This is a genomic window from Pseudomonas sp. YuFO8, assembly GCF_035065025.1.
Taxonomy (GTDB): Bacteria; Pseudomonadota; Gammaproteobacteria; order Pseudomonadales; family Pseudomonadaceae; genus Aquipseudomonas; species Aquipseudomonas putida_AE.
Genome location: NZ_JAXDEQ010000006.1, coordinates 30,599 through 50,281, shown reverse-complemented (window position 1 = coordinate 50,281; position 19,683 = coordinate 30,599). Strand labels below are relative to the sequence as shown.

Below are 19,683 nucleotides of genomic sequence, written 5' to 3'. Positions count from 1 at the left end.
CTGTCCCACTGCCGTGGGTTTGGGTGAGCTGCGTCCGAAATTGAGGTTTGACGATGGAAAACGCCATGAACATCAACGCAAAACTGACACCAGGTCAGGCCCAGGCGCTCTTGGCCAACCTGCGCGAGCAATACCGTCTCAGCCTCAATGATCTTTGGTACGCAGACGAATATCGAATGATTCCTGATGGCCTACGTCACGGATCGATTCTCGCCAACAGCCCGGTGATGGCTGCTCGAAAACACCTGATCGGTGCCCTCACCCAAAGCCTTGGCCTCAGCCTCAAAGCAGTGAAATAACCATGAGAGAAGATCTGCGTCATGACGTTCTGCAGCGCCTTGAATCGGACTACGGACTGAAACACCGTTCCGGTACCGAGTACATGCGCGGTGGCGAATGCCCTCAGTGCCACAAGCGCGAGCTCTACTCCCGCCACGACAAGCCCTGGCTGGTGATCTGCGGCCGATCGGAGAAGTGCGGCCACACCATGCACGTCAAAGAAATCTATGACGACCTCTTCGAAGACTGGAGCAAGCGTGCGCCGGCAACTGACAGCGCCCCAACCGCGACAGCCCGGGCTTACCTTGAGTTTGGCCGCGGCTTCGACATCGGCTTGATCGCAGGCTGGTTCACGCAGGAAACGTACTACTCAGCCCAACACAACGCCGGCACTGCGACTGTGCGATTCGCCCTGGAGAAAGGCGGCTACTGGGAACGACTGATCGATAAGCCGGCCCGCTTCGGCAAGATGAAAGCGCGCTTCGCACCAGGTGATAGCTATCGCGGCGTGTGGTGGTGTCCACCGTGCGTCGACGTGCTCGAGGCGAAGGAAATCTGGATCGTCGAAGGCATCTTCGATGCCATCGCCCTGGTGCACCACAACATCGCCGCCGTGTCGGCGATGTCCTCCAACGCCTTCCCGGCTGACTCCCTACAGGCTCTTGTGGCAGCTCGCCCGGGCAATCTGCCCAAACTGGTCTGGGCGCTGGATAACGAGCCTGGTGCACATGCCTACACGAAGCGCTGGGTTCGCATGGCCCGGGAATTGGGGTTTACCTGTGAAGCCGCGCAGATTCCCCAGCGAGACGGCCGCAAAGTCGACTGGAACGATTTACACCAGCGCTGGCAGTTCCTGGACGAAGGCGAGAAGCGTGATGCCCAGCACGACAAGGACATCACCATTGCTCGTCATCATGGCGCCCTGCTGATCGCAGAGAGCGCCACCGAGAAGGCGCTGGTGATGTTCGACTGGAAGCGTCGCAGTGAATTCCACCTGGAGTTCGGCAACCGCCTGTATTGGTTCAAGCTCGATCTGGAGAAGTACAACAAGGCGATTCAGGAGCTCGAGGATAGCGATCACCACGACGACCAGCTGCTGAACAACAAACAGATGCGGGCCAAGGCCATGCAGCAGTGCGGCGCACTGCAACGCATTGCTACCTGCAACCCCAAGGCCCTGTACTACCAAGAGAACAAGCTCACCGACGAGTCCTGGTACTACTTCCGGATCACGTTCGCCCACGATGCGGCGCCCATCAAAAACACCTTCACCAGCTCGCAGATCGCCTCGTCTGCAGAGTTCAAGAAACGCCTGCTCGGCATTGCCCCGGGCGGGATGTTCACCGGTACCACCCAGCAGTTGGACGCGTTCATTGAGGAACAAACCGACGCCCTCAAGACGGTGCAGACCATCGACTTCACTGGATACACCCGTGAGCACGGCGCGTACGTCTATGGCGACGTGGCTGTGCGCGACGGCAAGGTGTTCAAGTTGAACGAAGAAGACTTCTTCGACATGGACCGACTGAGCATCAAGACCCTTAGCCAATCGGTCACCCTGAACCTGAATACCGACCTGCAGAAGTTCGACACCGAATGGTTGGACATCATCTGGGAATGCTTCGGCGCGAAAGGCTTGGTGGCGCTCGCCTTCTGGTTCGGCTCGTTGTTCGCCGAACAGATCCGTCAACACCAGAAAAGCTATCCCTTCATGGAAATCATCGGTGAGCCAGGCGCCGGTAAGTCCACGTTGATTGAATTCTTGTGGAAGCTGTGCGGGCGTATCGATTACGAGGGGTTCGACCCAACCAAAGGCACCCCCGTTGCTCGAGCACGTAACTTCGCCCAGGTCGGCAACCTGCCAGTGGTCCTGATCGAATCGGAGCGGGAAAAAACCGATGGCAGCCAGACCAAGCAATATGACTGGGACGAACTCAAAACCGCCTACAACGGCCGAAGCGTTCGCTCGACCGGTGTGAAGAACAACGGCAACGACACCCGCGAGCCACCTTTCCGTGGTGCGGTGGTCATTGGTCAGAACCACGCGGTGAATGCGTCAGAACCCATTCTGCAGCGCCTGGTGCACATCGCCATGACGAAGGACGGACAGACGCCGGCGACTAAATTGTTGGTGGAAAAACTCGAACGTATGCCGGTCGACCGCGTCAGCGGGTTCCTGGTCAAGTCCACCATGATGGAAAGCCAGGTGATGGAGACCGTCCGCGAAAAGGGGCCCAAGTACGAACAGCAGCTGCTGGCCCTGCCCGAGATCCGCACCGTCCGGATCGCAAAAAATCATGCCCAGCTACACGCCCTGGTCGACGCCCTGGTGCACGTTGTCCCGCTGAAAAAACATCAGGTGGAAGCGGCCCACACCGAGATTCGAAACATGGCGAAGCATCGGCAACTGGCAATCAATGCTGATCACCCAATCGTCGTCGAGTTCTGGGAGCTGTACGAGTACCTGAACAGCGCTGCCGGCGGGCTCAACCACTCCCGCAATGACGGCCTGATCGCAGTGAACCTCAACGACTTCGCCAAAGAGGCCGCAGAGAAACGCCAGAAAGTCCCGGATCTGACCGAGCTTAAGCGCCACCTGAAAACAAGCAAGTGCCCAAAGTTCGTCGAGACCAACAGGAACGTCTGTTCGGCGTGGGACACCGATGCCGCCGATAAACCGAAAACCGTGCGGTGCTGGATTTTCCAGGCTGCCTGATCGACATCATCAGAGGAATCACCATGCATAACGCTTCAAGCGTTGACTTATTTGACTTCGGAGTAGCGGGGAGCCGAACGCAGTGAAAAAGTTGGATCGATTTCTGAAAGAGCGAGAGGTCATAGAAGTGACCACGCTTTCGCACGCAACCTTATGGCGGGAAGTAAAGAAGGGAACATTCCCAAAGCCGGTTAGGATTTCTCCTGGACGCGTTGGATGGCGGGAATCAGCCATAGCTCGCTGGCAACACGATCCCGAGAGATGGATAGCAAATGAGGCCGCGTAAGCGGCCTCATCCATTACAGGATCAGGCACTCTATAATCTGTCCCGTTTAGTGATAACCTGACGAAAGTAGCTATTTTATATTTTAGGATACGAAATGCATAAGCCCGGTAAAATATTCACCTCGAAGAAAACCGTTTATTTTGACCACAACATACTCAACCACATCATACGCCACCCCGAGATTTCACTATTTAAAGAAATTGCTACCGACAATCAAGTTGTCTATTCCGATGAGACCTTGAGAGAAATAAAAAGGAGTGTGGGCGGAGAGAAAGCTCTATTGAACATACTAGTCAATCTCAACGCAATGCATTTGAAGGTATATCAAGACGAGAATTTCGACCCGACCGATGACGCAGTCTTATCAGAAGCTGATCCGTTTGCAGCTTTTGAACGAACTTGCGCAGAGGATTCAATAATAGACAAACTGAATGCTGCAACGCAGACATCTTTGAGAAAATTTTATGGAGATAAAAAACTATCGGATTTCGACGAACTAGCGGACGAGCACGGCATAGCATTTCAGACATTGTTGAGCGATTTGGTAGAGGACGTTTGCGAATCCCCCTTGGCTGATTCCTTGTACATAAGTCGCCTAAGGGGATTCGTAACCCGCTTATTAGCCAATCGGGCCAATGCATATCGGCAATCGATCATGATGATGCAGGATTACAAGGGTGATGGGACGAAATCCGCAGTGAAAGTGTACAGAGACACAGTGGGCATTGGCCCCAAGGAATTGAATAATATAGCGCCACCCAACACCATTGAAAAAATCTGGGAGCTTCACAAGCCGTTACCAGGCTATAAAGGAAGAGAATTTACAATTGAAGATTTTTTGGGGATCACTTTAATCCCGCATTCCGTGAAGGGCACCATTACTGACTTCCAAAAAATCATCTCTGCTTATAATGTTTTAAATGTGGTCGGCTACCGTAATGACAGCGACATGAAACATGAACGTCGATTTACTTCCTCAATGAGTGACGCCAACCATGTCGCTTTTGCTTCGTTCACTGACTTTATTTATTCCTCGGATGCCGGCCTGACTTCCAAAGCCGCAGCCATTTATGAATTCCTGAAGATCAATACCAAAATCTGCCGAGTCAATATTATTGATAACCGATAACGGCAGAGTACTGCTTTAATCAGCAATCCAGCTTTACTGTTATTACATTTTCTCTCAGCCAATTTTCCCACTTTGAGAGTCCGGCCAGCTTCTCCTTAAAATAATCGTACCGGTCGTAATGCTTCGATGACACGTCACTGAAAGCATGACCTTGAATCCGGTCCCTCAATTCTTTGTCAAGGCCCGCGACCCCCATGAGTGTTTTACAGGTCCGTCGAATGTCACGAAGTGTGAAGGGTCCTTCAAACTTATCGGCGTGCCGGCCGTACAGCTTTGTCACCGCTCTGGACAGGGAGTTGGCGTGTAGAGATTTGCCCTCCGCCTTACCCTCGAACGGAAAGGGGCTGGCCTCACTGACCTCGTTCATGGTGTGCAGGCAATCAAGCATCAGCTCGTTATAAGGCACCGCATGTATAACCGGCCTACCGTCCTTCGTCTTTTTATTCCTGATCAGCACGTGATCGTCGTAGTACTGCTTTCTTGGCACGGCCAAGAGCTGCTCTGGGCGCTGGCCACCGGAAGCGACTAGGAACTTAATCAGTTCGGACGTGACCAGCGATAAATGCTCGGGCAGCATCTGCCATAGGGTGGCCAGCTCCTTCTGCGTTAATGCACGCTCACCTGGGTTCTCCCAGTCACTCTGCACGGGTACGCTGGCAACTGGGTTGCTCACCAAGCCGAACTTTGTCGCACTTTGCTGATAGCTCCGCGGATTGAACTCTTGCTCAAGTCCCATCTGGAACGCCGCGTGTAGACGTGATCGTACTCGGTTGCAATAGGTGGTAATGCCAGCACCGATCATTTTCGCAATGATGTTTCGGATCTCGGCTGGACCAATCAACACAACAGGCCGATCTGCAAGGTCAGGGAATGGCTCAGTGACATAGTGCTTGAAAGACCACGCCACATCCTCGACTGAAGTAGCCCCCTGCTCGCGCAGTTTGCCAACATATGCGTCCATCAAGTTCTGCAACGTACCTGGAGCAACGATAACCTCCTTCTTCACCCGGCACAGATCTCGCGCCTCAGCCAGTCCCATGGTGGGCCAGTTACCGAGCTTGACCTTGGGCTTCTTGCCATTGACTCGCCGGCGGAAAAAGAACTCCTTCGCACCGTTAGGTCGTACCCGGAGCATGAGAACACCCTCTCCTTTCGCTGAGCGGCCGTCAGAGATTTCGTATTCTTTTTCGGTGGGCTTCAGTGCCCGAATTTGTTTTTCCGTAAGCATTGGGGGACGTTCCAGGGGGACATTCGACTGAACTATGATCATTTTGGCTGGTACAGCATGAAATCGCCAAGAAGCCATAACCCCATGATTCTACGAGGCATTGCGGATGTTTGGAAACCTATACAGCCCGATAGATACTCCAGGCGTCCAAGCTTCCCAAGCTGATAACGAGGGTTCGATTCCCTTCACCCGCTCCAACCGAATTCTTGTCTCACGTTGTTTTTTGACGGGGGATGCAGGTAAAGAAAAAACCGGCTTAGATGGCCGGTTTTTTTGTGTCTAATATTTGGTGAAATTCAGCGTTTCATTTCCACTTTCGATAAGCATGTAACCCCACCGCTGTAGTGACTAATCTGGACTCGTTAGCGTTTTTTTCTCAGAACCCGGTTTTAGTATCATTTTCATCAAACATTAGCCTTTTCACACCTGCATGAATTAGCGTTTTCGCATAGGATCGACGTTCTGTTAGCGTTTTTCTTTCCTCAGTAAAGGATCTCGTCAATGCAAGTCGGTTTTAACACCCTCGCGAACCGCTACGACATCGCATTGGCGCAGCCTCTGCGCGTCGAGTCCACGATCGGCAGCACACGGGTCAGCCGCGAGAGCGACGGGCATGTGGAGAACCGGTATCCGCCAAGCTACCGACCCGCAGACGACTTTGCAGGACATTTCGAATTCGGCCTCAAGTACGAAGACATTCATCTCGAATTTTTTGCCCGCCTGTTTGCGGTCGTAGGGCCGCAGCCTGTCGAAGACTGGTGTCGACGAGAGCCTTTCGGCCAGTACGCCCGTCGCACAGGATTCCTTTATGAATGGCTGACAGGTGAACACCTGGATGTGCCGGACGTGACCAATGGTGCCTACGTTGATGCACTTTCGCCAAAAAAATACCTGACTCGTCGCCAGTCGTTACGAATTCGGCGTTGGCGAATCAATAACAATCTGCCGGGAACGGCTCAGTTCTGTCCCTTGGTTCGTCGAACAGCGCCCGTGCAGGACGCTCTGCAATTTGATCTGCGCGAAGCATTGGCCGAGTTGGATCAGGCCTTTGGCGCCGACATCCTGATGCGTACGGCCAGTTGGCTGACGTTCAAGGAGTCGCGTGCAAGCTTTCTGATCGAAAAGGAAGCCGACCAGGCTGATCGTATCCAGCGGTTTGCCCATGTCATTGCCCAATACTGCGGTCATATCGAAAACCCGTTGAGCAACGACAGCCTGCAGTCCCTGCAAGTCGGCATTCTGGGACATGACGCCATCGGCCTGGGCTTGCGGCGCTCTCCCGTATTTGTGGGGCAAGCCACGATGCGCGAGGACATCGTGCACTACATTGCGCCCCACTCCAGGGACCTTGACTCACTACTGGCGGGCCTCAACGAATTTGAGATTGCAACACGTGGTGCGGAATCGCTGGCGCGTGCCGCTGTGTTGGCATTTGGCTTCGTCTATATCCATCCCATGCGCGATGGCAATGGTCGGATCCACCGTTTCCTGATCAACGACACCTTGATTCGAGACAAGGCAGTGCCCGACGGCGTCATTCTGCCGATATCAGCCACCATCACCAGCTCGATCGACTTCCGGGCCGGCTACGACCGTACACTCGAAGTGTTCTCGCGACCTTTCATGCGCCGTTACGCGACGGCCTATCGCTTCGGCGAACTGGTGATTTACGAGGACGGGACCCTCAGCAACTTCATCTTCGATGAATATGAGAATGCCTGTTTTGCCTGGCGGTACCCGGACCTGACTGAACATGTCCTGTACACCGCACATGTTGTCGAGCATACGATTCGCACGGAAATGGCGGATGAAGCGCGCGTATTGTTGATCTTTCAGCGAGCACAGGAGCAGTTGAAAGAGGTGCTGGAGATGCCCGACCAGGATGCGAATCGCATCATCCGCTCCATCAAGGAGAATGGTTGGGTGGTTTCGGGCAAGCTGAAGAAAGGGTATCCGCAGCTTGAGGATGAGCGCATGGCGGAACGAGTTGTGGAGGCTGTGCGTTCGGCGTTTGAAGATCGCGAGATGGGAAGCAGTGAAGAGAAATAAATCCGTCTCCCCTTTTCCCTACTTTTCCCTACTTTTCCCTGTTTCAAGATCCTCGCCGCTCTCGCTAAATGTAGACTGGAGCTAGGCCAAGGTACTATCAGTTCTGCTAGTACCGACGCGGGACCATAATCTGTAAAACAACAGTATCGTCCTTTCAGTATCCAGAAGCCCCTTATGGTCACGCCCACTCGAATCGAGAAAAACGAACCAAAAACGATTCTACTTGCGACCCATCAGAACCAATCCGTTGTGGCGCAGGTGAGTCAAGGCGAGGTGAATCCATTGGCATACACTGCCTATGGGTACCGATCAGGCGATCACCGTTGTACCCGTCTTGGTTTCAATGGTGAGTTTAAGGAAGCACAGACTCATTGGTATTTATTGGGGAACGGTCATCGAGCCTACAACCCGGTGCTGATGCGGTTCCACTCTCCTGACAAATTGAGCCCATTCGCCGCCGGTGGATTAAACGCGTACACCTATTGCGTCGCAGATCCAGTAAATCATCGAGATCCCACAGGGCGCTTCGCTATACCGGCTGTTGTGAATATTCTTTCAGGCGTTGCAGGCGCGGCATCCTCGACAGGAGGAATGGCGCTTTCCCTGTCTACAAGTGGTCGTTTTCGAGGGCAAGGAATTTTGGCTCTGGGTACGGGAGCGTCAGGCTTGCTGCTCAGTGCCGCGGCAATTGCAAACCCTGCCTCGGTAATAGCACCCGTTCTGGCGGGTGCGAGTGTTACAGCAGGGGCAGCCACCATAACGCTGGCTTTCAGAGCGGCAAGAGAAGCAACGGCAAGAAGCACTCAATGGTTTCAGACGGTGGCTAGGGTCCTGGATCGTCCGCCTCGATATTCAACTTTGTCATTGCCGGGTTTGCCGCCATCGTTCTCCACCTTGAACCTTGATCCACCGCCACCATATAGTCCACCGATAGCCCTGACTCCCATTGCCCCCATACATTCGACTGCACGCGGTGCACCACCTCAAACTGGACGTCTATCGCAAAGCACACGGTTTGCGAGAGACCAGGAGAACCTCTTGAATCAACCCGAGCTTCCCACAGCCCCGATGAGCGAGCTTCCGCAACTGCAATTCATAGATGAAACTAATTCCGCAGCCAGGACAATCAGACGCTCAAGCTAAGACGTGGATTTGCTCTCGAATCTCATCAGGCATTAGCCTTTCCACAAGCACTGGATCTATAGGTGCCGGCTTGTTGGCTCCTGCACGCAAAACCTCGCAATACACCCAACCCTCTCCTTTCAGGCTTGCCCAAAGCCATGTCCGCAGCGGCCTTCTAGACTCGATTCCTATCGCTGTCCCACCGAGCCAGGACGACTTGGTGGTTATAGTGTTGATTAAAAACAACCAGTAGGTATAGTAACCACAAGCACACCACAGGGAGGTGATGTGAATAGCCGATTTTTGATAAGCCAACTCGTTGCGGACGGCTGGTATCTGGTACGAATCAGAGGCAGCCATCATCACTTCAAGCATCCGACCAAACCGGGGCTGGTGACAGTCCCTCACCCGAAGAAAGATCTTCTCAAGAAAACGGCCATCAGTATTTTGCAGCAGGCGCTGCTCTGACAGACGCTGTGCCGAGTCCTCGGAGGACAATGACAATGCTTTACCCGATTGCGATTTCAATGGGAGATGAGGAGCACGCCTGGGGCGTTGAAGTCCCTGACATCCCGGGCTGCTTTTCCGCCGGGGAAGATCTGGATGATGCGATGGCGATGGCCCGAGAAGCCATAGAAGGCCATTTCGAGATCTTGGCCGAAGGGGGTTCAGCCATTCCCCCCGCAAATAAAGTGACACTGCACGCAGCCAACCCAAAGTACGCGGGATGTGCGTGGGCTCTGGTGGACATCGACGTTACCAAATATTTGGGCAAGGCCCAGAAGCTGAACATCACACTGCCTGGGTACCTGCTAAACCGTATCGATGAATACGTGCTGCACCATCCGGAAGAGAAAAGCCGTTCGGGCTTTCTGGCTTCGGCAGCACTCAAGGTATTGCAGCAGAGCTGATAAGCTTACTGCAGCGATCTATCAACCGGCCCGAGTGGCCGGTTTTTTGTGGCCGGAATTTAATGAATGTTGGATCTCAGGCGACACCATTTCTAAAAAAAGCAACGTCCTACAATAGTCTGGGAAATGTCCGTACACTCGCGCATTGCTGTGCCATTGTCATGAGATCTATAGTCCGAGCGCGCCCCAAATGGCGTATCGGGTTTGGCGACTCGATGGCAAGGCACAGAAATCTCCGGCCAGCTCGGAGCGTTTCTGAACGCACTTGGCTACCTGTTTTTTGGTGGCTGTGCGTGGGAGATCTTCGGGTCTGCCGGTTTGTGCCTTGTCCGGTTCGCCAACCCGCGTACAGCTACCACCCTTTGTTTGGCGACGATGAGTGGTAGTTCACCTAACTTCAAGGTAATCACTCATGAACGAATATATGGCTCTAACCAGCAACGCCGACGACCTCCCCTCGTTTTACGTCAACACCACTCAACCGCTGCACTCGCTGCTCAGCAGTGCCCGTTACCGGATCGGCGCCGTGACGCAGGTTCTCGAAAACCTCGCGATGCGAGGTGAAATCAGCACCGACTCGGTCATCCTCAGCGACTTCGCATTGTTGTGTTGCATTCCTTTGCGCGATGGCTGCGATGTGCTGGACGTAATTGCTCGGCGCATGGACGCCGAACCGTCCTGACGTAACACTTTGCTCACGATGGTGGTCTGGCAGGCAACACGGATGTGACTGTGCGACCGTCATCGCGAGCAGGCTCGCTCCCACAGGGTTTGCGATACCCAAACCATCTCAGCAGAGCACCACTACCATGACTCAAAACATCTACGACGATCCCGGATTTTTCCACGGCTACAGCCAGATGGCCCGCTCGATTGGCGGCCTCGATGCCGCACCGGAATGGCCGGCGCTGCAGTCGATGTTGCCGCCGATGCATGGCTTGAAGGTGGTGGATCTCGGTTGCGGTTACGGTTGGTTTTGCCGTTGGGCCAGTGAGCAAGGCGCCCACAGTGTGTTGGGCCTGGACGTTTCGCAGAAAATGCTCGATCAGGCTCAAAGCACAACGTCTGCCAGCAATATCCGCTACGAACGCTCAGACCTGGAACAGCTCGATCTGCCGACAGACAGTTTTGACCTGGCCTACAGCTCTCTTGCGCTGCATTACATCAAGGACTTGCCGGGGCTGTTCGCGACTATCCACACAGCGCTCAAACCCGGTTCACGTTTTGTGTTTTCCATCGAGCATCCGATCTTCATGGCGCCCCGTCATCCCGGTTGGATCACCGATGCCGAAGGCCGCAGGAGCTGGCCGGTCGATGGTTATCAGAGGGAAGGCGAGCGTGTGACCAACTGGTTGGCCGACGGCGTGATCAAGCAGCATCGCACCCTCGGCACCTTGCTCAACACATTGATTGGCGCTGGTTTCAGCATCCAGCATGTCAACGAATGGGGCCCCACGGATGCCGAGGTTGAAGCGCAACCGGCATTGGCCGAAGAGCGGGAGCGACCGATGATGCTGCTGGTCGCGGTACAGCGCTGATAGATGAATCAGCGCGTCGCCACCAGAAACAAACGCGGGAACGGCAGCAATACCGAACCATCGGCCAATGCCGGATAGGCCTGCTCGATTGCAGTCTGATACTGCTGCAGATACTGCACCCGTTGCGTCTCATCCAATGGTTCGAGGAACGGCCGCAAGCCGCTGCCCTTGAACCACTCCACCACACCCGACGCGCCGCCCGCCAGCGGATGATGGTACGTGGTGCGCCATACATCGACGCGGGTGCAACAGGCTTTGAGCATTGAGTAATACGTGCTGGCATCGGCCATTTCGGTCCGTTGTGCGGCGACGCCTGCCAGTTTTTCGGCCCACGGGCCTTGTGCCGCGACTTCGCGCATCAAACGGTGCGAGGGTTGATTGAGGTTGTCCGGCATCTGGATCGCCAGGCAGCCACCGGGGGTGAGTTTGCTCACCAGCGCAGGCAGCAATGTGGCGTGATCGGGTACCCACTGCAGCACGGCGTTGGCGAAGATCACGTCGAATGGGCCAGTATCATTCCAGATGTCGATGTCCGCGATGTCGAACTGCACTTGGGGCAGGCGCTTGCGTGCGGCCTCGATCATGTCGTTTGAACTGTCCAGCCCGCGCACCGTGGCGTCGGGGAAGCGTTCCACCAGCAACTCGGTCGAGTTACCGGGACCGCAACCGATGTCGATGGCCGAGCGCACTGATCCAGCGGGGATGGCGGCCAGCAGGTCGCGAGCGGGACGGGTGCGTTCATCTTCAAAAGCGACGTATTGTTTGGCGGACCAACTCATTGCGTTCTCCTGTTGGTGCGTTGTCTGGGGCTTGGCTGACAACGGGTTCGCTACGATACATCGACTGGTGGGTGGTGCTCTATTGCACCTTGAACATTGCGGTAGTCTTTCGGCCGCCTTCGCTGGCGAGCCAGCTCCTACAGTGGATCGGGTGGGGCCGGTAGAGAGGGGGCGGCCATGAGGGCGCTTTCGCTGGCAAGCCAGCTCCTACAGTGGATTGGGATGCGGCCGGTAGAGATTGGTCGGTTATGAGGACGCCTACGGGATTTTCCATTGGGTAGCGGGTATAAAGCCGAATTTTCACCCCGCCGCCAGTGTCTGAATTTCAGGTGCATCCCCAATAAGGAAAAACGGCCATGAAATTCGCAAAAATCGCCCAGAAACTGGCTCTCTGGACCGGCAGCCCCACGACGTTCCTCGGGGCGATAATCCTGATTTTAGTGTGGGGGTTAAGTGGGCCGATTTTCGGTTTCAACGATACCTGGCAGCTGGTCATCAACACCTCGACCACCATCATCACCTTCCTGATGGTGTTCCTGATCCAGAACACCCAGAACCGCGACACGGACATCCTGCATCTGAAGGTCGATGAGTTGCTGCGGGTAACGAAAGAGGCGCAGAACGCGATGCTCGGGCTCGAGGCGCTGGACCTCAAGGAGCTGGAAGCCTTGAGAAAACACTACCGCAGCCTCGGCGAAGGCCAGACCATTTCCATCGACGGCACCGTGGTCCAGGAGAAAGGTAAACAGGATCTGAATAAATGCTGATCGATGTTACGCGGGTGACCCAAGGTCACCCGCGTATGCGAAGGGTCAGCGACTGGCTTGCAGGGCCCTGGCCATCTGCAGGTGATTTTGCAGCTTTGGCAGGGTCTCTTCAGCGAACGCCTTGATCTGCGGCACGTCGGTGGTCTGCGCCGTTTGCTCGAGCTGCTCGATGGCTTGCTCGGTGGTCTTGACCTGACTGGCCGCGTAAGCCTCATCGAAGGACGCACCTTCCGAGACTGGTGGCATCAGGGCCTTGGCTTTTTCCACTACCTCTTCGCGCGGTGCCACCGGCAGATCCAGTTGCTTGGCGATTTTCGCCAGATGCTGGTTGGCGGTGGTGCGATCGTTGATGACCACGATGGTGTAGTCCTTGACCTCCTTGGACTCGGACTTCTGGTGCGCCAGGCGACTGGCTTCGATGTCGGCAATGCCCTGGGCCGACGCATCGTTGATGAATTCGGTGGGGCTCTGGGCGAAGGCGCTGGTGGCACACAGGCCCAGTAATGCGGCCAGGCCGCCATTGCGTAATCGGGTGGCCATGCGGTTCATGGTCGCGCCCTCCTCGGTAAAAATTCAAACGGGAGCTTTCGCTCCCGCTTCTCGATCAAAACCACCTGCATCGATTACTTGGACTTCTGTCCAGGCTTGCGGCCCATGGGTTTCGTAGGCTCTTTATCGACGGTCGTGGTAGTGGTTTTCCCACCTTTGCGACCGGCTTCAGACGCCTTCGTTCGATCATTGGCGAAGTTTCCCGAGTTCGAGTTTCTTGAGTTAGGCATGATTCTCTACCTCTTGATGATGATCTCGGCGAGCTGTAGCCCGCATAGAATCTGAATTTCCACGCATCAAAAGGTTTAGAAAACCTGGAATCGTCTCGACGAACGGTGGCGAAATTTTCAGACGAGTCGCAGTGCAACTGACGCGTCCCTACGTCCAGCGTCAAGCCTTGTTCGTCACCAGCCCAGGCAGTGCATGCGCCAGGGCGTTGATGGCAAAACCGATAAACATTACCCCGCACAAGCGGGTGATAGCCAACTCATGGCGTTGATACAAGGTGCGAACCTGGCGCGCGCCAACGATGCCGATGAGGATAGCGTAGGCCATCAGGCCGCCGACGAAGCTCAACACGATCAGCCACGGCAACATCGACCAGGTCAGCAACTCTGCCCGGCTGGACAATAGCGCCGTGAAAGTGGCGACGGCCACCGGGTAGGCTTTCGGATTGGTCAGGCCGAACAGAATGCCGTGCCAGAACGGCTGCCGCGCCGGCCCCTGCGGCGCCTCGACACCCCGTTGACGCGCGCGCACCGCGCGCCAGCCGAGCCAGAACAGGTAGAGCCCGCTAAGCACGCCCAGCACATCGAACGCGGTGCTGCCGATTTCCCGCGCACCGACGATCGCTATCAGCGCGGTGCTGCACCAGACCACGTCGCCCAACAAATGCCCGCAGAGAAATCCCGCTCCCGCCCGCCGCCCGTGCGCCGCGCCGATACCGAACACCGCCAATACGCCCGGCCCTGGCGTGATGCCATAGATAAAGCCCGAGGCGAGAACGGCCATTAGCAGTGAGGGGGTCATGGGGAGTCCTTATGAGTTGTTTTGCTGAATGGGCGCCAGTCTATATCACCTGCGGCGCGCTCGATTTGTGCATTCAACCAGTTCAGGGCCTGATCCCCGCCTCGCCGCTTGTGCCACACCAGGACAAAGGTGAACGACGGAATGTGAAACGGCGGCGGGACGACGATCAACGACGACTCGTCGATGTCGCGCAAACCCCGGGAAGCGACGGTGAGGATCAGGTCGGTGCCGCTGATGAATTGCGGCGCGACGCTCCAGTGCGGCAGGCTGATCGCGACGCGACGGCGCTCGCGCAAGGCGGTCAGGGCTCGTTCGATTTCCGGGGTGCCGCTGCCGCGCATTTCCAGCAGCACATGGGGCCGCGCCAGATAGCTCGGCAGGTCGAGGACAGCGTCGGCGGGCAGGCTGTGGCGGTCCACCAGGCAGGCGTAGTGTTCCTCGAACAGCATCGTGCTGCGCAGCTCGTTGGGCATTTCCGGAAACACCCCGGCGGCGACATCGATATCGCCGTTGAGGACTCCATCGAGCATGCCTTCACGGCTGCCATGACTGATTTGCAGGTCGATGCCAGGCGCTTCGCGACGCAGCGTACGGATCAACCCTGGCAGGACGATGGCGGCGCCGTAATCGGACATCGCCAGGCGAAAGGTTCGTTTGGCCGTGGCCGGATCGAAGGTGTTCGGAGCCAGCAGCGATTGCACCTGGGCCAGGGCCTCGGCCAGCGGCGCCGTCAACTCCAGCGCTCTTGGCGTCGGCACCAGGCTGGCGCCGGCGCGCACCAGCAGCGGATCGTCGAGCAGATCACGCAGCCGCGCCAATGCATGGCTGACGGCAGGCTGGCTCAGGTGCAGGCGCTCGGCCGCACGGGTCACATGTTGCTCGTTGAGCAAGGCGTCGAGGATCACCAGCAGGTTGAGATCGATGCGGCGCAGATCATTCATCTGATGCATGTTCTGTATAGCAAAACGGAATTTAAATCTGCGCGACGAATACTCTAGAGTCCAGCAAAACCTGTTGGAGAATGACCATGAGTACGTTGCATTGGGCGAGCCTGTTGCTGCTTGCCGCGTTCGCCGGTGCGGTAGTGCCGTTTCAGAGTGCGATCAATGTCAATCTCGGGCGCGGCCTGGGTCATCCGTTGTGGGCGACCCTCGCTTCATTGGTGGTGAGCATTTTGGTGTTGGCGCCGATCATGCTGGCGATGCGTTTGCCGTTGCCGTCGCTGGCGTTCATCGCCAAGGCGCCGATGTGGATGTGGGCTGGTGGGGCTTTCGGGGTGTGTTTTATTTCGTTGGCCTTGGTTTTGCTGCCCAGGCTTGGGGCTTCGGGGTTCATGGCGTTGGCGCTGGCGGGGCAAGTGGTGGCGTCGCTGTTGCTGGATCACTTTGGCTGGTTTGGGTTGGTGGAGCGGCAGGTGACATTGCCCAAGCTGTTGGGGGCGGTGTTGTTGATCGGCGGTGTGGTGTTGATTCAGTTTGGTGATTGGGCTGGAAGAGCGATGACTGCGACGTCTTGAGGATCAAAAGATCGCAGCCTGCGGCAGCTACAAGGATGCGTGGTCCTTGTGGGTGCTGCCGTAGCCTGCGAATCGTTAAAACTTGTCGAGGGTGCGCAGCTTCTGCGGCAGGCCCCAGAGCAACAGCGCCACGGCGATCAGCGCGCAGACACCGATGACGTACAGTGCCGGTGTGGTGCTGCCGGTCAGGTCCTTGATCCGTCCGACCATGACCGGGCTGACGATGCCACCGAACTGCCCCAGGGTGTTGATCACCGCGATCCCGCCCGCCGCACCTGCGCCGGCACCGGCCAGCAGTTTCGGCGGCAGGGTCCAGAAGCTCGGGATGGAGGCGATGATGCCGGCACCGAGCAAGCCCAGGGCGACGATCAGGAAGGTCGTGTGGTTGGCGAAGATCCCGGCACAGAAGAACCCAATTGCGCCGACGGCGACCAGACCGGCGACAAACTTGCGTCGCTCGCCAGAGGCATCGGACAGGCGCCCGATCACCACCATGCTGATGGCGCCGCAGATGTACGGGATGGCCGTCAGCAGGCCGATCATCACCGGGCTCTCGGTACCCGCGCTGCGGATCAGTTGCGGCGCCCAGAAGTTCAGGCCGTAGGACGCCACCTGGATCAGGAAGTAGATCAGGCCGAGAGTCAGGAAGCCCGGAATCCGCAGCGCGGCGAGCAGCGAGCCGCCACTCTTGTGCGGTTCATGGTGGGCGATGCGACTGGCCAGCAGGGTCTTCTCCGACGGGGTCAGCCAATGGGCGTCTTCGATGCGGTCCTTGAGCAAGGTCAGCACCAGCAGGCCGAGGCCGATGCACGGCACGCCACCGAGCAGGAACAACCAGTGCCAGCCACGCATGTCCAGGAAGCCATCAAGGTGTTGCAGCACCAGACCGGAGAACGGTGCGCCAACCAGGCCGGCGAAGGCGGAGGACAGGAACAGCATCGAGGTGATGCGCCCGCGATAGTGCTGCGGGAACCACAGCGTCAGGTAATACAACACGCCCGGGGCAAAACCCGCCTCCATCGCGCCGATCACGAAACGCAGGGCGTAGAACTGCCATTCGCTGTTGACGAAGACCATGAGCGCGGTGGCCAGGCCCCAGGACATCATGATCCGGGCAATCCAGCGCCGGGCGCCGACCTTGTACAGCATCATGTTGCTCGGCACTTCGAAAATCACATAACCGACCACGAACAACCCGGCGCCGAGGCCGTAGGCGGTGTCGCTCAGGCTCAGGTCGGCCTGCAACTGAAACTTGGCGAAGCTGATGTTGATGCGGTCGAAAAACGCGAACAGGTAGCAGACCATGATCAGCGGCATCAAGCGCCAGGCGACCTTGCTGACCAGGGCTTTTTCTTCATCGTGGCTAACGGCCGGGCTCGCCCCGGCCTCCAGTGCATTGAGGCTCATTGCGGTTCTCCAGGCGGACTGCCCTTGGGGTGTCCGATTGTTTTTGTTGTCTGGTTAAGAGGATCTTTGTGATGTGCTTTTCTGTGGGAGCGAGCTTGCTCGCGATAGCGGTGTCACAGTCACCATAAATGTTGAATGCGCCGGCCTCATCGCGAGCAAGCTCGCTCCCACAGGGGTTTGGGTGTAGTCAGGAGGGCACGGGGTGCAGGTCGCAATTGCGTCCGGCCTTGGCCAGCTGGCCCGGCACTTCGTGGCCGAGCAGCGCCGGCAATCCTCGGGACAGCTTGAGCAACAGCGGCAGGTCGATGCCGGTCGTTATGCCGATTTCATCGCACAGGTTCACCAGGTCTTCAGTACAGATATTCCCCGAAGCGCCCGGCGCAAACGGGCAGCCGCCAAGACCACCCAGCGCCGCGTCGAAACGTCGGGCACCGGCCTCGTAGGCGGCCAGCACGTTGCACAGGCCCAGGCCGCGGGTGTTGTGGAAGTGCAGGGTCAGGTCCGCTGGCGATACCCGCTGCAACACCCGTCGCACCAGGCGGTCGACCTGCCGCGGATTGGCCATGCCGGTGGTATCGGCCAGGGTGATGCCCTGGATGCCGAGCTCCTGATAGGCCTCGACGATCTGCAACACCCGGTCCTCATCGATCTTGCCTTCGAACGGGCAACCAAAGGTCGTGGCGATACTCGCGTTGAGGCGCACAGGCGTGCCCTGCGCAAACTGGACGATCTCGCCAAACGCCGCCAACGAGTCTTCGCAGCGCATGCGCATGTTCGCCAGGTTGTGGGTCTGGCTGGCGGACATCACCAGGTTCAATTCATCGGCACTACAGGCCAGTGCCCGTTGCGCACCCTTGAGATTGGGGATCAGCGCGACATAGATCACCCCCGGTTGGCGGCTGATGCCCTTGAACACCAACTCTCCGTCGCGCAACGCCGGAATGGCCTTGGGCGACACGAACGAGCCGGCCTCGATACGGCTGAACCCGGCCAGCGACAGTTGATCGATCAACGCGATCTTATCGACGGTTTCCACCCAGGTCGGCTCGATCTGCAAGCCGTCGCGCGGGGAGACTTCCTGAACGATCAGGCGCTCGGAATAATCGGTGATCATTGCACCACTCCTTCGACTTTCAGGCGTTCGATGTCCGCCACGGTGAGGCCCAGTTGAGCAAGGATGCCGTCGGTGTGCTGGCCCAGTCCCGGGCCCGACCAGTTGACGCCACCGGGGGTCTCCGACAATTTCGGTACGATGCCCGGCATCTTCACCGTGGCGCCGCCCGGCAGTTCGGCATTGAGCAGCATGTCCCGCGCCTGATAATGCGGATCGGCGACGATGTCGGCCACCGAATAGATACGTCCGGCCGGCACTTCGGCGGCTTCCAGCGCTGCCAGTACGTCGTTGATCGGCAGGCTGCTGGTCCAGTGGGTGATCGCCGCATCGAGCAGGTTGCTCTTGGCCGCACGTCCGTCGTTATGGGCGAATTCGGGGGCGTCGGCCAGATCCGGGCGGCCGATGGTCAACATCAGGCGCTTGTAGATCGGGTCGCTGTTGCCGGCGATCACCACGTAGGCACCATCGGCCGTGAGGTAAGTGTTGGAGGGTGCGATGCCCGGCAAGGCACCGCCGCTGCGCTCACGCACATGGCCGAGCATGTCGTATTCCGGCACCAGGCTTTCCATGACGTTGAACACGCTTTCGGCCAGCGACACATCGACGATCTGTCCACCGCCCTGCCCGGTCTTGACCCGCAGCAGCGACATCAACGCGCCGATCACGGCGTGCAGCGAGGCCAGGGAATCGCCGAGGCTGACGCCCACCCGCGCCGGTGGCGAACCGGGGGTGCCGGTGGTGTAGCGGATGCCGCCCATGGCCTCGCCTATGGCACCGAAACCCGGACGATCGCGGTACGGACCGGTCTGGCCGTAACCGGAAATCCGCACCAGGGTCAGGTTGGGGTTGAGGGCGTGCAGCACGTCCCAACCGAGGCCGAGTTTTTCCAGGGCGCCGGGACGCAGGTTTTCGATCAGTACGTCGGCGCTGGTCGCCAGTTGCTTGACCAGTTCGATGCCTTCAGGGGATTTGAGGTTCAGTGCCAGGGACTTCTTGTTGCGCGATTGCAGGTACCACCACAGCGAGGTGCCTTCGTGCAGCTTGCGCCATTTACGCAGGGGATCACCCTGGCCCATGGCTTCGATCTTGATCACTTCGGCGCCGAACTCGGCGAGTATGCGCGCGGCGAACGGCGCGGCGATCAGCGTGCCGATCTCAATCACTTTGATCGCACTCAAGGGGGCAGTCATCGCGGGGTACCTCTTGTTCTTGGAATATGCGCCAAGGCTAGAGGACAGGGAGCTTGGGAATCCAACCTTCAGTT

21 protein-coding genes are annotated in these 19,683 nt (G+C 57.4%); 12 read left to right on the top strand and 9 right to left on the bottom strand.

The window, feature by feature from the left end; all coding sequences use genetic code 11:
- Nucleotides 1–53 precede the first annotated feature (53 nt).
- The 4 genes from SOP95_RS07520 (at nucleotide 54) to SOP95_RS07505 (ending at nucleotide 4,410) form a co-directional block, all read left to right on the top strand.
- Nucleotides 54–299, top strand: coding sequence for a hypothetical protein (locus tag SOP95_RS07520; protein WP_323606686.1), 246 nt, complete (start codon nucleotides 54–56; stop codon nucleotides 297–299).
- 2 nt (nucleotides 300–301) lie between these two features.
- On the top strand, nucleotides 302–2,995 hold the full coding sequence (locus SOP95_RS07515) for a toprim domain-containing protein (protein ID WP_323606685.1): 2,694 nt from the start codon (nucleotides 302–304) through the stop codon (nucleotides 2,993–2,995).
- An 82-nt stretch (nucleotides 2,996–3,077) separates the two neighbouring features.
- Nucleotides 3,078–3,281 (top strand): helix-turn-helix transcriptional regulator, encoded by a 204-nt coding sequence (locus SOP95_RS07510; protein ID WP_323606684.1) that lies wholly within the window; start codon nucleotides 3,078–3,080, stop codon nucleotides 3,279–3,281.
- 94 nt (nucleotides 3,282–3,375) lie between these two features.
- Nucleotides 3,376–4,410, top strand: coding sequence for a hypothetical protein (locus tag SOP95_RS07505; protein ID WP_323606683.1), 1,035 nt, complete (start codon nucleotides 3,376–3,378; stop codon nucleotides 4,408–4,410).
- A gap of 19 nt (nucleotides 4,411–4,429) precedes the next feature.
- Here the strand turns inward: SOP95_RS07505 and SOP95_RS07500 are convergent, their stop codons facing one another.
- Nucleotides 4,430–5,638, bottom strand: a complete 1,209-nt coding sequence (locus tag SOP95_RS07500; RefSeq protein ID WP_323606682.1) for a tyrosine-type recombinase/integrase — start codon at nucleotides 5,636–5,638, stop codon at nucleotides 4,430–4,432.
- Nucleotides 5,639–6,139: 501 nt separating this feature from the next.
- Here SOP95_RS07500 and SOP95_RS07495 point away from each other — a divergent pair.
- The 6 genes from SOP95_RS07495 (at nucleotide 6,140) to SOP95_RS07475 (ending at nucleotide 11,258) form a co-directional block, all read left to right on the top strand.
- Nucleotides 6,140–7,687, top strand: a complete 1,548-nt coding sequence (locus tag SOP95_RS07495; protein WP_323606681.1) for a Fic family protein — start codon at nucleotides 6,140–6,142, stop codon at nucleotides 7,685–7,687.
- Between the two features lie 174 nt (nucleotides 7,688–7,861).
- Nucleotides 7,862–8,830, top strand: coding sequence for an RHS repeat-associated core domain-containing protein (locus SOP95_RS32120; protein ID WP_414919846.1), 969 nt, complete (start codon nucleotides 7,862–7,864; stop codon nucleotides 8,828–8,830).
- Nucleotides 8,831–9,097: 267 nt separating this feature from the next.
- Nucleotides 9,098–9,277 carry a type II toxin-antitoxin system HicA family toxin gene (locus tag SOP95_RS07490; RefSeq protein WP_077184214.1) on the top strand — a complete coding sequence of 60 codons (180 nt, stop codon included), beginning with the start codon at nucleotides 9,098–9,100 and terminating at the stop codon, nucleotides 9,275–9,277.
- 35 nt (nucleotides 9,278–9,312) lie between these two features.
- A complete protein-coding gene (locus tag SOP95_RS07485; protein WP_274073492.1) occupies nucleotides 9,313–9,720 on the top strand; it encodes a type II toxin-antitoxin system HicB family antitoxin in 408 nt (135 codons plus the stop codon).
- Between the two features lie 412 nt (nucleotides 9,721–10,132).
- The gene (locus SOP95_RS07480) at nucleotides 10,133–10,402 is read left to right on the top strand and encodes a short-chain dehydrogenase (protein WP_323606680.1); all 270 of its coding nucleotides are present in this window, start codon (nucleotides 10,133–10,135) and stop codon (nucleotides 10,400–10,402) included.
- 127 nt (nucleotides 10,403–10,529) lie between these two features.
- Nucleotides 10,530–11,258 carry a class I SAM-dependent methyltransferase gene (locus tag SOP95_RS07475; protein ID WP_323606679.1) on the top strand — a complete coding sequence of 243 codons (729 nt, stop codon included), beginning with the start codon at nucleotides 10,530–10,532 and terminating at the stop codon, nucleotides 11,256–11,258.
- An 8-nt stretch (nucleotides 11,259–11,266) separates the two neighbouring features.
- On the opposite strand, the gene tam is transcribed toward SOP95_RS07475, so the two are convergent.
- On the bottom strand, nucleotides 11,267–12,037 hold the full coding sequence (tam, locus tag SOP95_RS07470) for a trans-aconitate 2-methyltransferase (RefSeq protein ID WP_323606678.1): 771 nt from the start codon (nucleotides 12,035–12,037) through the stop codon (nucleotides 11,267–11,269).
- A gap of 356 nt (nucleotides 12,038–12,393) precedes the next feature.
- Between tam and SOP95_RS07465 the strand changes: the two genes are divergently transcribed.
- Nucleotides 12,394–12,804, top strand: coding sequence for a low affinity iron permease family protein (locus tag SOP95_RS07465; protein WP_274073489.1), 411 nt, complete (start codon nucleotides 12,394–12,396; stop codon nucleotides 12,802–12,804).
- A gap of 45 nt (nucleotides 12,805–12,849) precedes the next feature.
- Here SOP95_RS07465 and SOP95_RS07460 read toward each other — a convergent pair whose 3' ends face one another.
- From SOP95_RS07460 to SOP95_RS07445, 4 genes are all read right to left on the bottom strand, one after another.
- On the bottom strand, nucleotides 12,850–13,353 hold the full coding sequence (locus tag SOP95_RS07460; RefSeq protein WP_323606677.1) for a DUF4142 domain-containing protein: 504 nt from the start codon (nucleotides 13,351–13,353) through the stop codon (nucleotides 12,850–12,852).
- Nucleotides 13,354–13,427: 74 nt separating this feature from the next.
- Nucleotides 13,428–13,583: a KGG domain-containing protein gene (locus tag SOP95_RS07455; RefSeq protein WP_077184220.1), complete on the bottom strand. Its 156-nt coding sequence runs from the start codon at nucleotides 13,581–13,583 to the stop codon at nucleotides 13,428–13,430.
- Between the two features lie 160 nt (nucleotides 13,584–13,743).
- Complete coding sequence (locus SOP95_RS07450; protein ID WP_323606676.1) at nucleotides 13,744–14,382, bottom strand: LysE family translocator; 639 nt, start codon at nucleotides 14,380–14,382, stop codon at nucleotides 13,744–13,746.
- Nucleotides 14,379–15,332, bottom strand: a complete 954-nt coding sequence (locus SOP95_RS07445) for a LysR substrate-binding domain-containing protein (protein ID WP_323606675.1) — start codon at nucleotides 15,330–15,332, stop codon at nucleotides 14,379–14,381. The genes SOP95_RS07450 and SOP95_RS07445 overlap by 4 nt, the downstream gene beginning before the upstream one ends.
- Nucleotides 15,333–15,409: 77 nt before the next feature.
- On the opposite strand from SOP95_RS07445, the gene SOP95_RS07440 reads away from it, so the two are divergent.
- Complete coding sequence (locus SOP95_RS07440) at nucleotides 15,410–15,898, top strand: DMT family transporter (RefSeq protein ID WP_323606674.1); 489 nt, start codon at nucleotides 15,410–15,412, stop codon at nucleotides 15,896–15,898.
- A gap of 75 nt (nucleotides 15,899–15,973) precedes the next feature.
- Here SOP95_RS07440 and SOP95_RS07435 read toward each other — a convergent pair whose 3' ends face one another.
- The 3 genes from SOP95_RS07435 to SOP95_RS07425 form a co-directional block, all read right to left on the bottom strand.
- Nucleotides 15,974–17,305 (bottom strand): MFS transporter, encoded by a 1,332-nt coding sequence (locus SOP95_RS07435; RefSeq protein ID WP_323606673.1) that lies wholly within the window; start codon nucleotides 17,303–17,305, stop codon nucleotides 15,974–15,976.
- 187 nt (nucleotides 17,306–17,492) lie between these two features.
- Entirely contained in the window at nucleotides 17,493–18,419 is a 927-nt protein-coding gene (locus SOP95_RS07430; protein ID WP_323606672.1) for a hydroxymethylglutaryl-CoA lyase, read from the bottom strand.
- Complete coding sequence (locus SOP95_RS07425; RefSeq protein ID WP_323606671.1) at nucleotides 18,416–19,609, bottom strand: CaiB/BaiF CoA transferase family protein; 1,194 nt, start codon at nucleotides 19,607–19,609, stop codon at nucleotides 18,416–18,418. Before SOP95_RS07425 ends, SOP95_RS07430 begins: the two co-directional genes overlap by 4 nt.
- Nucleotides 19,610–19,683: the final 74 nt, after the last annotated feature.

Coding starts and splice junctions, on each gene's coding strand:
- SOP95_RS07450 (WP_323606676.1), bottom strand. CDS start 14,382: ATGACCCCCTCACTGCTAATGGCCGTTCTCGCCTCGGGCTTTATCTAT.
- SOP95_RS07480 (WP_323606680.1), top strand. CDS start 10,133: ATGAACGAATATATGGCTCTAACCAGCAACGCCGACGACCTCCCCTCG.
- SOP95_RS07455 (WP_077184220.1), bottom strand. CDS start 13,583: ATGCCTAACTCAAGAAACTCGAACTCGGGAAACTTCGCCAATGATCGA.
- SOP95_RS07425 (WP_323606671.1), bottom strand. CDS start 19,609: ATGACTGCCCCCTTGAGTGCGATCAAAGTGATTGAGATCGGCACGCTG.
- SOP95_RS07430 (WP_323606672.1), bottom strand. CDS start 18,419: ATGATCACCGATTATTCCGAGCGCCTGATCGTTCAGGAAGTCTCCCCG.
- SOP95_RS32120 (WP_414919846.1), top strand. CDS start 7,862: ATGGTCACGCCCACTCGAATCGAGAAAAACGAACCAAAAACGATTCTA.
- SOP95_RS07520 (WP_323606686.1), top strand. CDS start 54: ATGGAAAACGCCATGAACATCAACGCAAAACTGACACCAGGTCAGGCC.
- SOP95_RS07505 (WP_323606683.1), top strand. CDS start 3,376: ATGCATAAGCCCGGTAAAATATTCACCTCGAAGAAAACCGTTTATTTT.
- tam (WP_323606678.1), bottom strand. CDS start 12,037: ATGAGTTGGTCCGCCAAACAATACGTCGCTTTTGAAGATGAACGCACC.
- SOP95_RS07495 (WP_323606681.1), top strand. CDS start 6,140: ATGCAAGTCGGTTTTAACACCCTCGCGAACCGCTACGACATCGCATTG.
- SOP95_RS07485 (WP_274073492.1), top strand. CDS start 9,313: ATGCTTTACCCGATTGCGATTTCAATGGGAGATGAGGAGCACGCCTGG.
- SOP95_RS07465 (WP_274073489.1), top strand. CDS start 12,394: ATGAAATTCGCAAAAATCGCCCAGAAACTGGCTCTCTGGACCGGCAGC.
- SOP95_RS07440 (WP_323606674.1), top strand. CDS start 15,410: ATGAGTACGTTGCATTGGGCGAGCCTGTTGCTGCTTGCCGCGTTCGCC.
- SOP95_RS07515 (WP_323606685.1), top strand. CDS start 302: ATGAGAGAAGATCTGCGTCATGACGTTCTGCAGCGCCTTGAATCGGAC.
- SOP95_RS07475 (WP_323606679.1), top strand. CDS start 10,530: ATGACTCAAAACATCTACGACGATCCCGGATTTTTCCACGGCTACAGC.
- SOP95_RS07435 (WP_323606673.1), bottom strand. CDS start 17,305: ATGAGCCTCAATGCACTGGAGGCCGGGGCGAGCCCGGCCGTTAGCCAC.
- SOP95_RS07445 (WP_323606675.1), bottom strand. CDS start 15,332: ATGCATCAGATGAATGATCTGCGCCGCATCGATCTCAACCTGCTGGTG.
- SOP95_RS07460 (WP_323606677.1), bottom strand. CDS start 13,353: ATGAACCGCATGGCCACCCGATTACGCAATGGCGGCCTGGCCGCATTA.
- SOP95_RS07500 (WP_323606682.1), bottom strand. CDS start 5,638: ATGCTTACGGAAAAACAAATTCGGGCACTGAAGCCCACCGAAAAAGAA.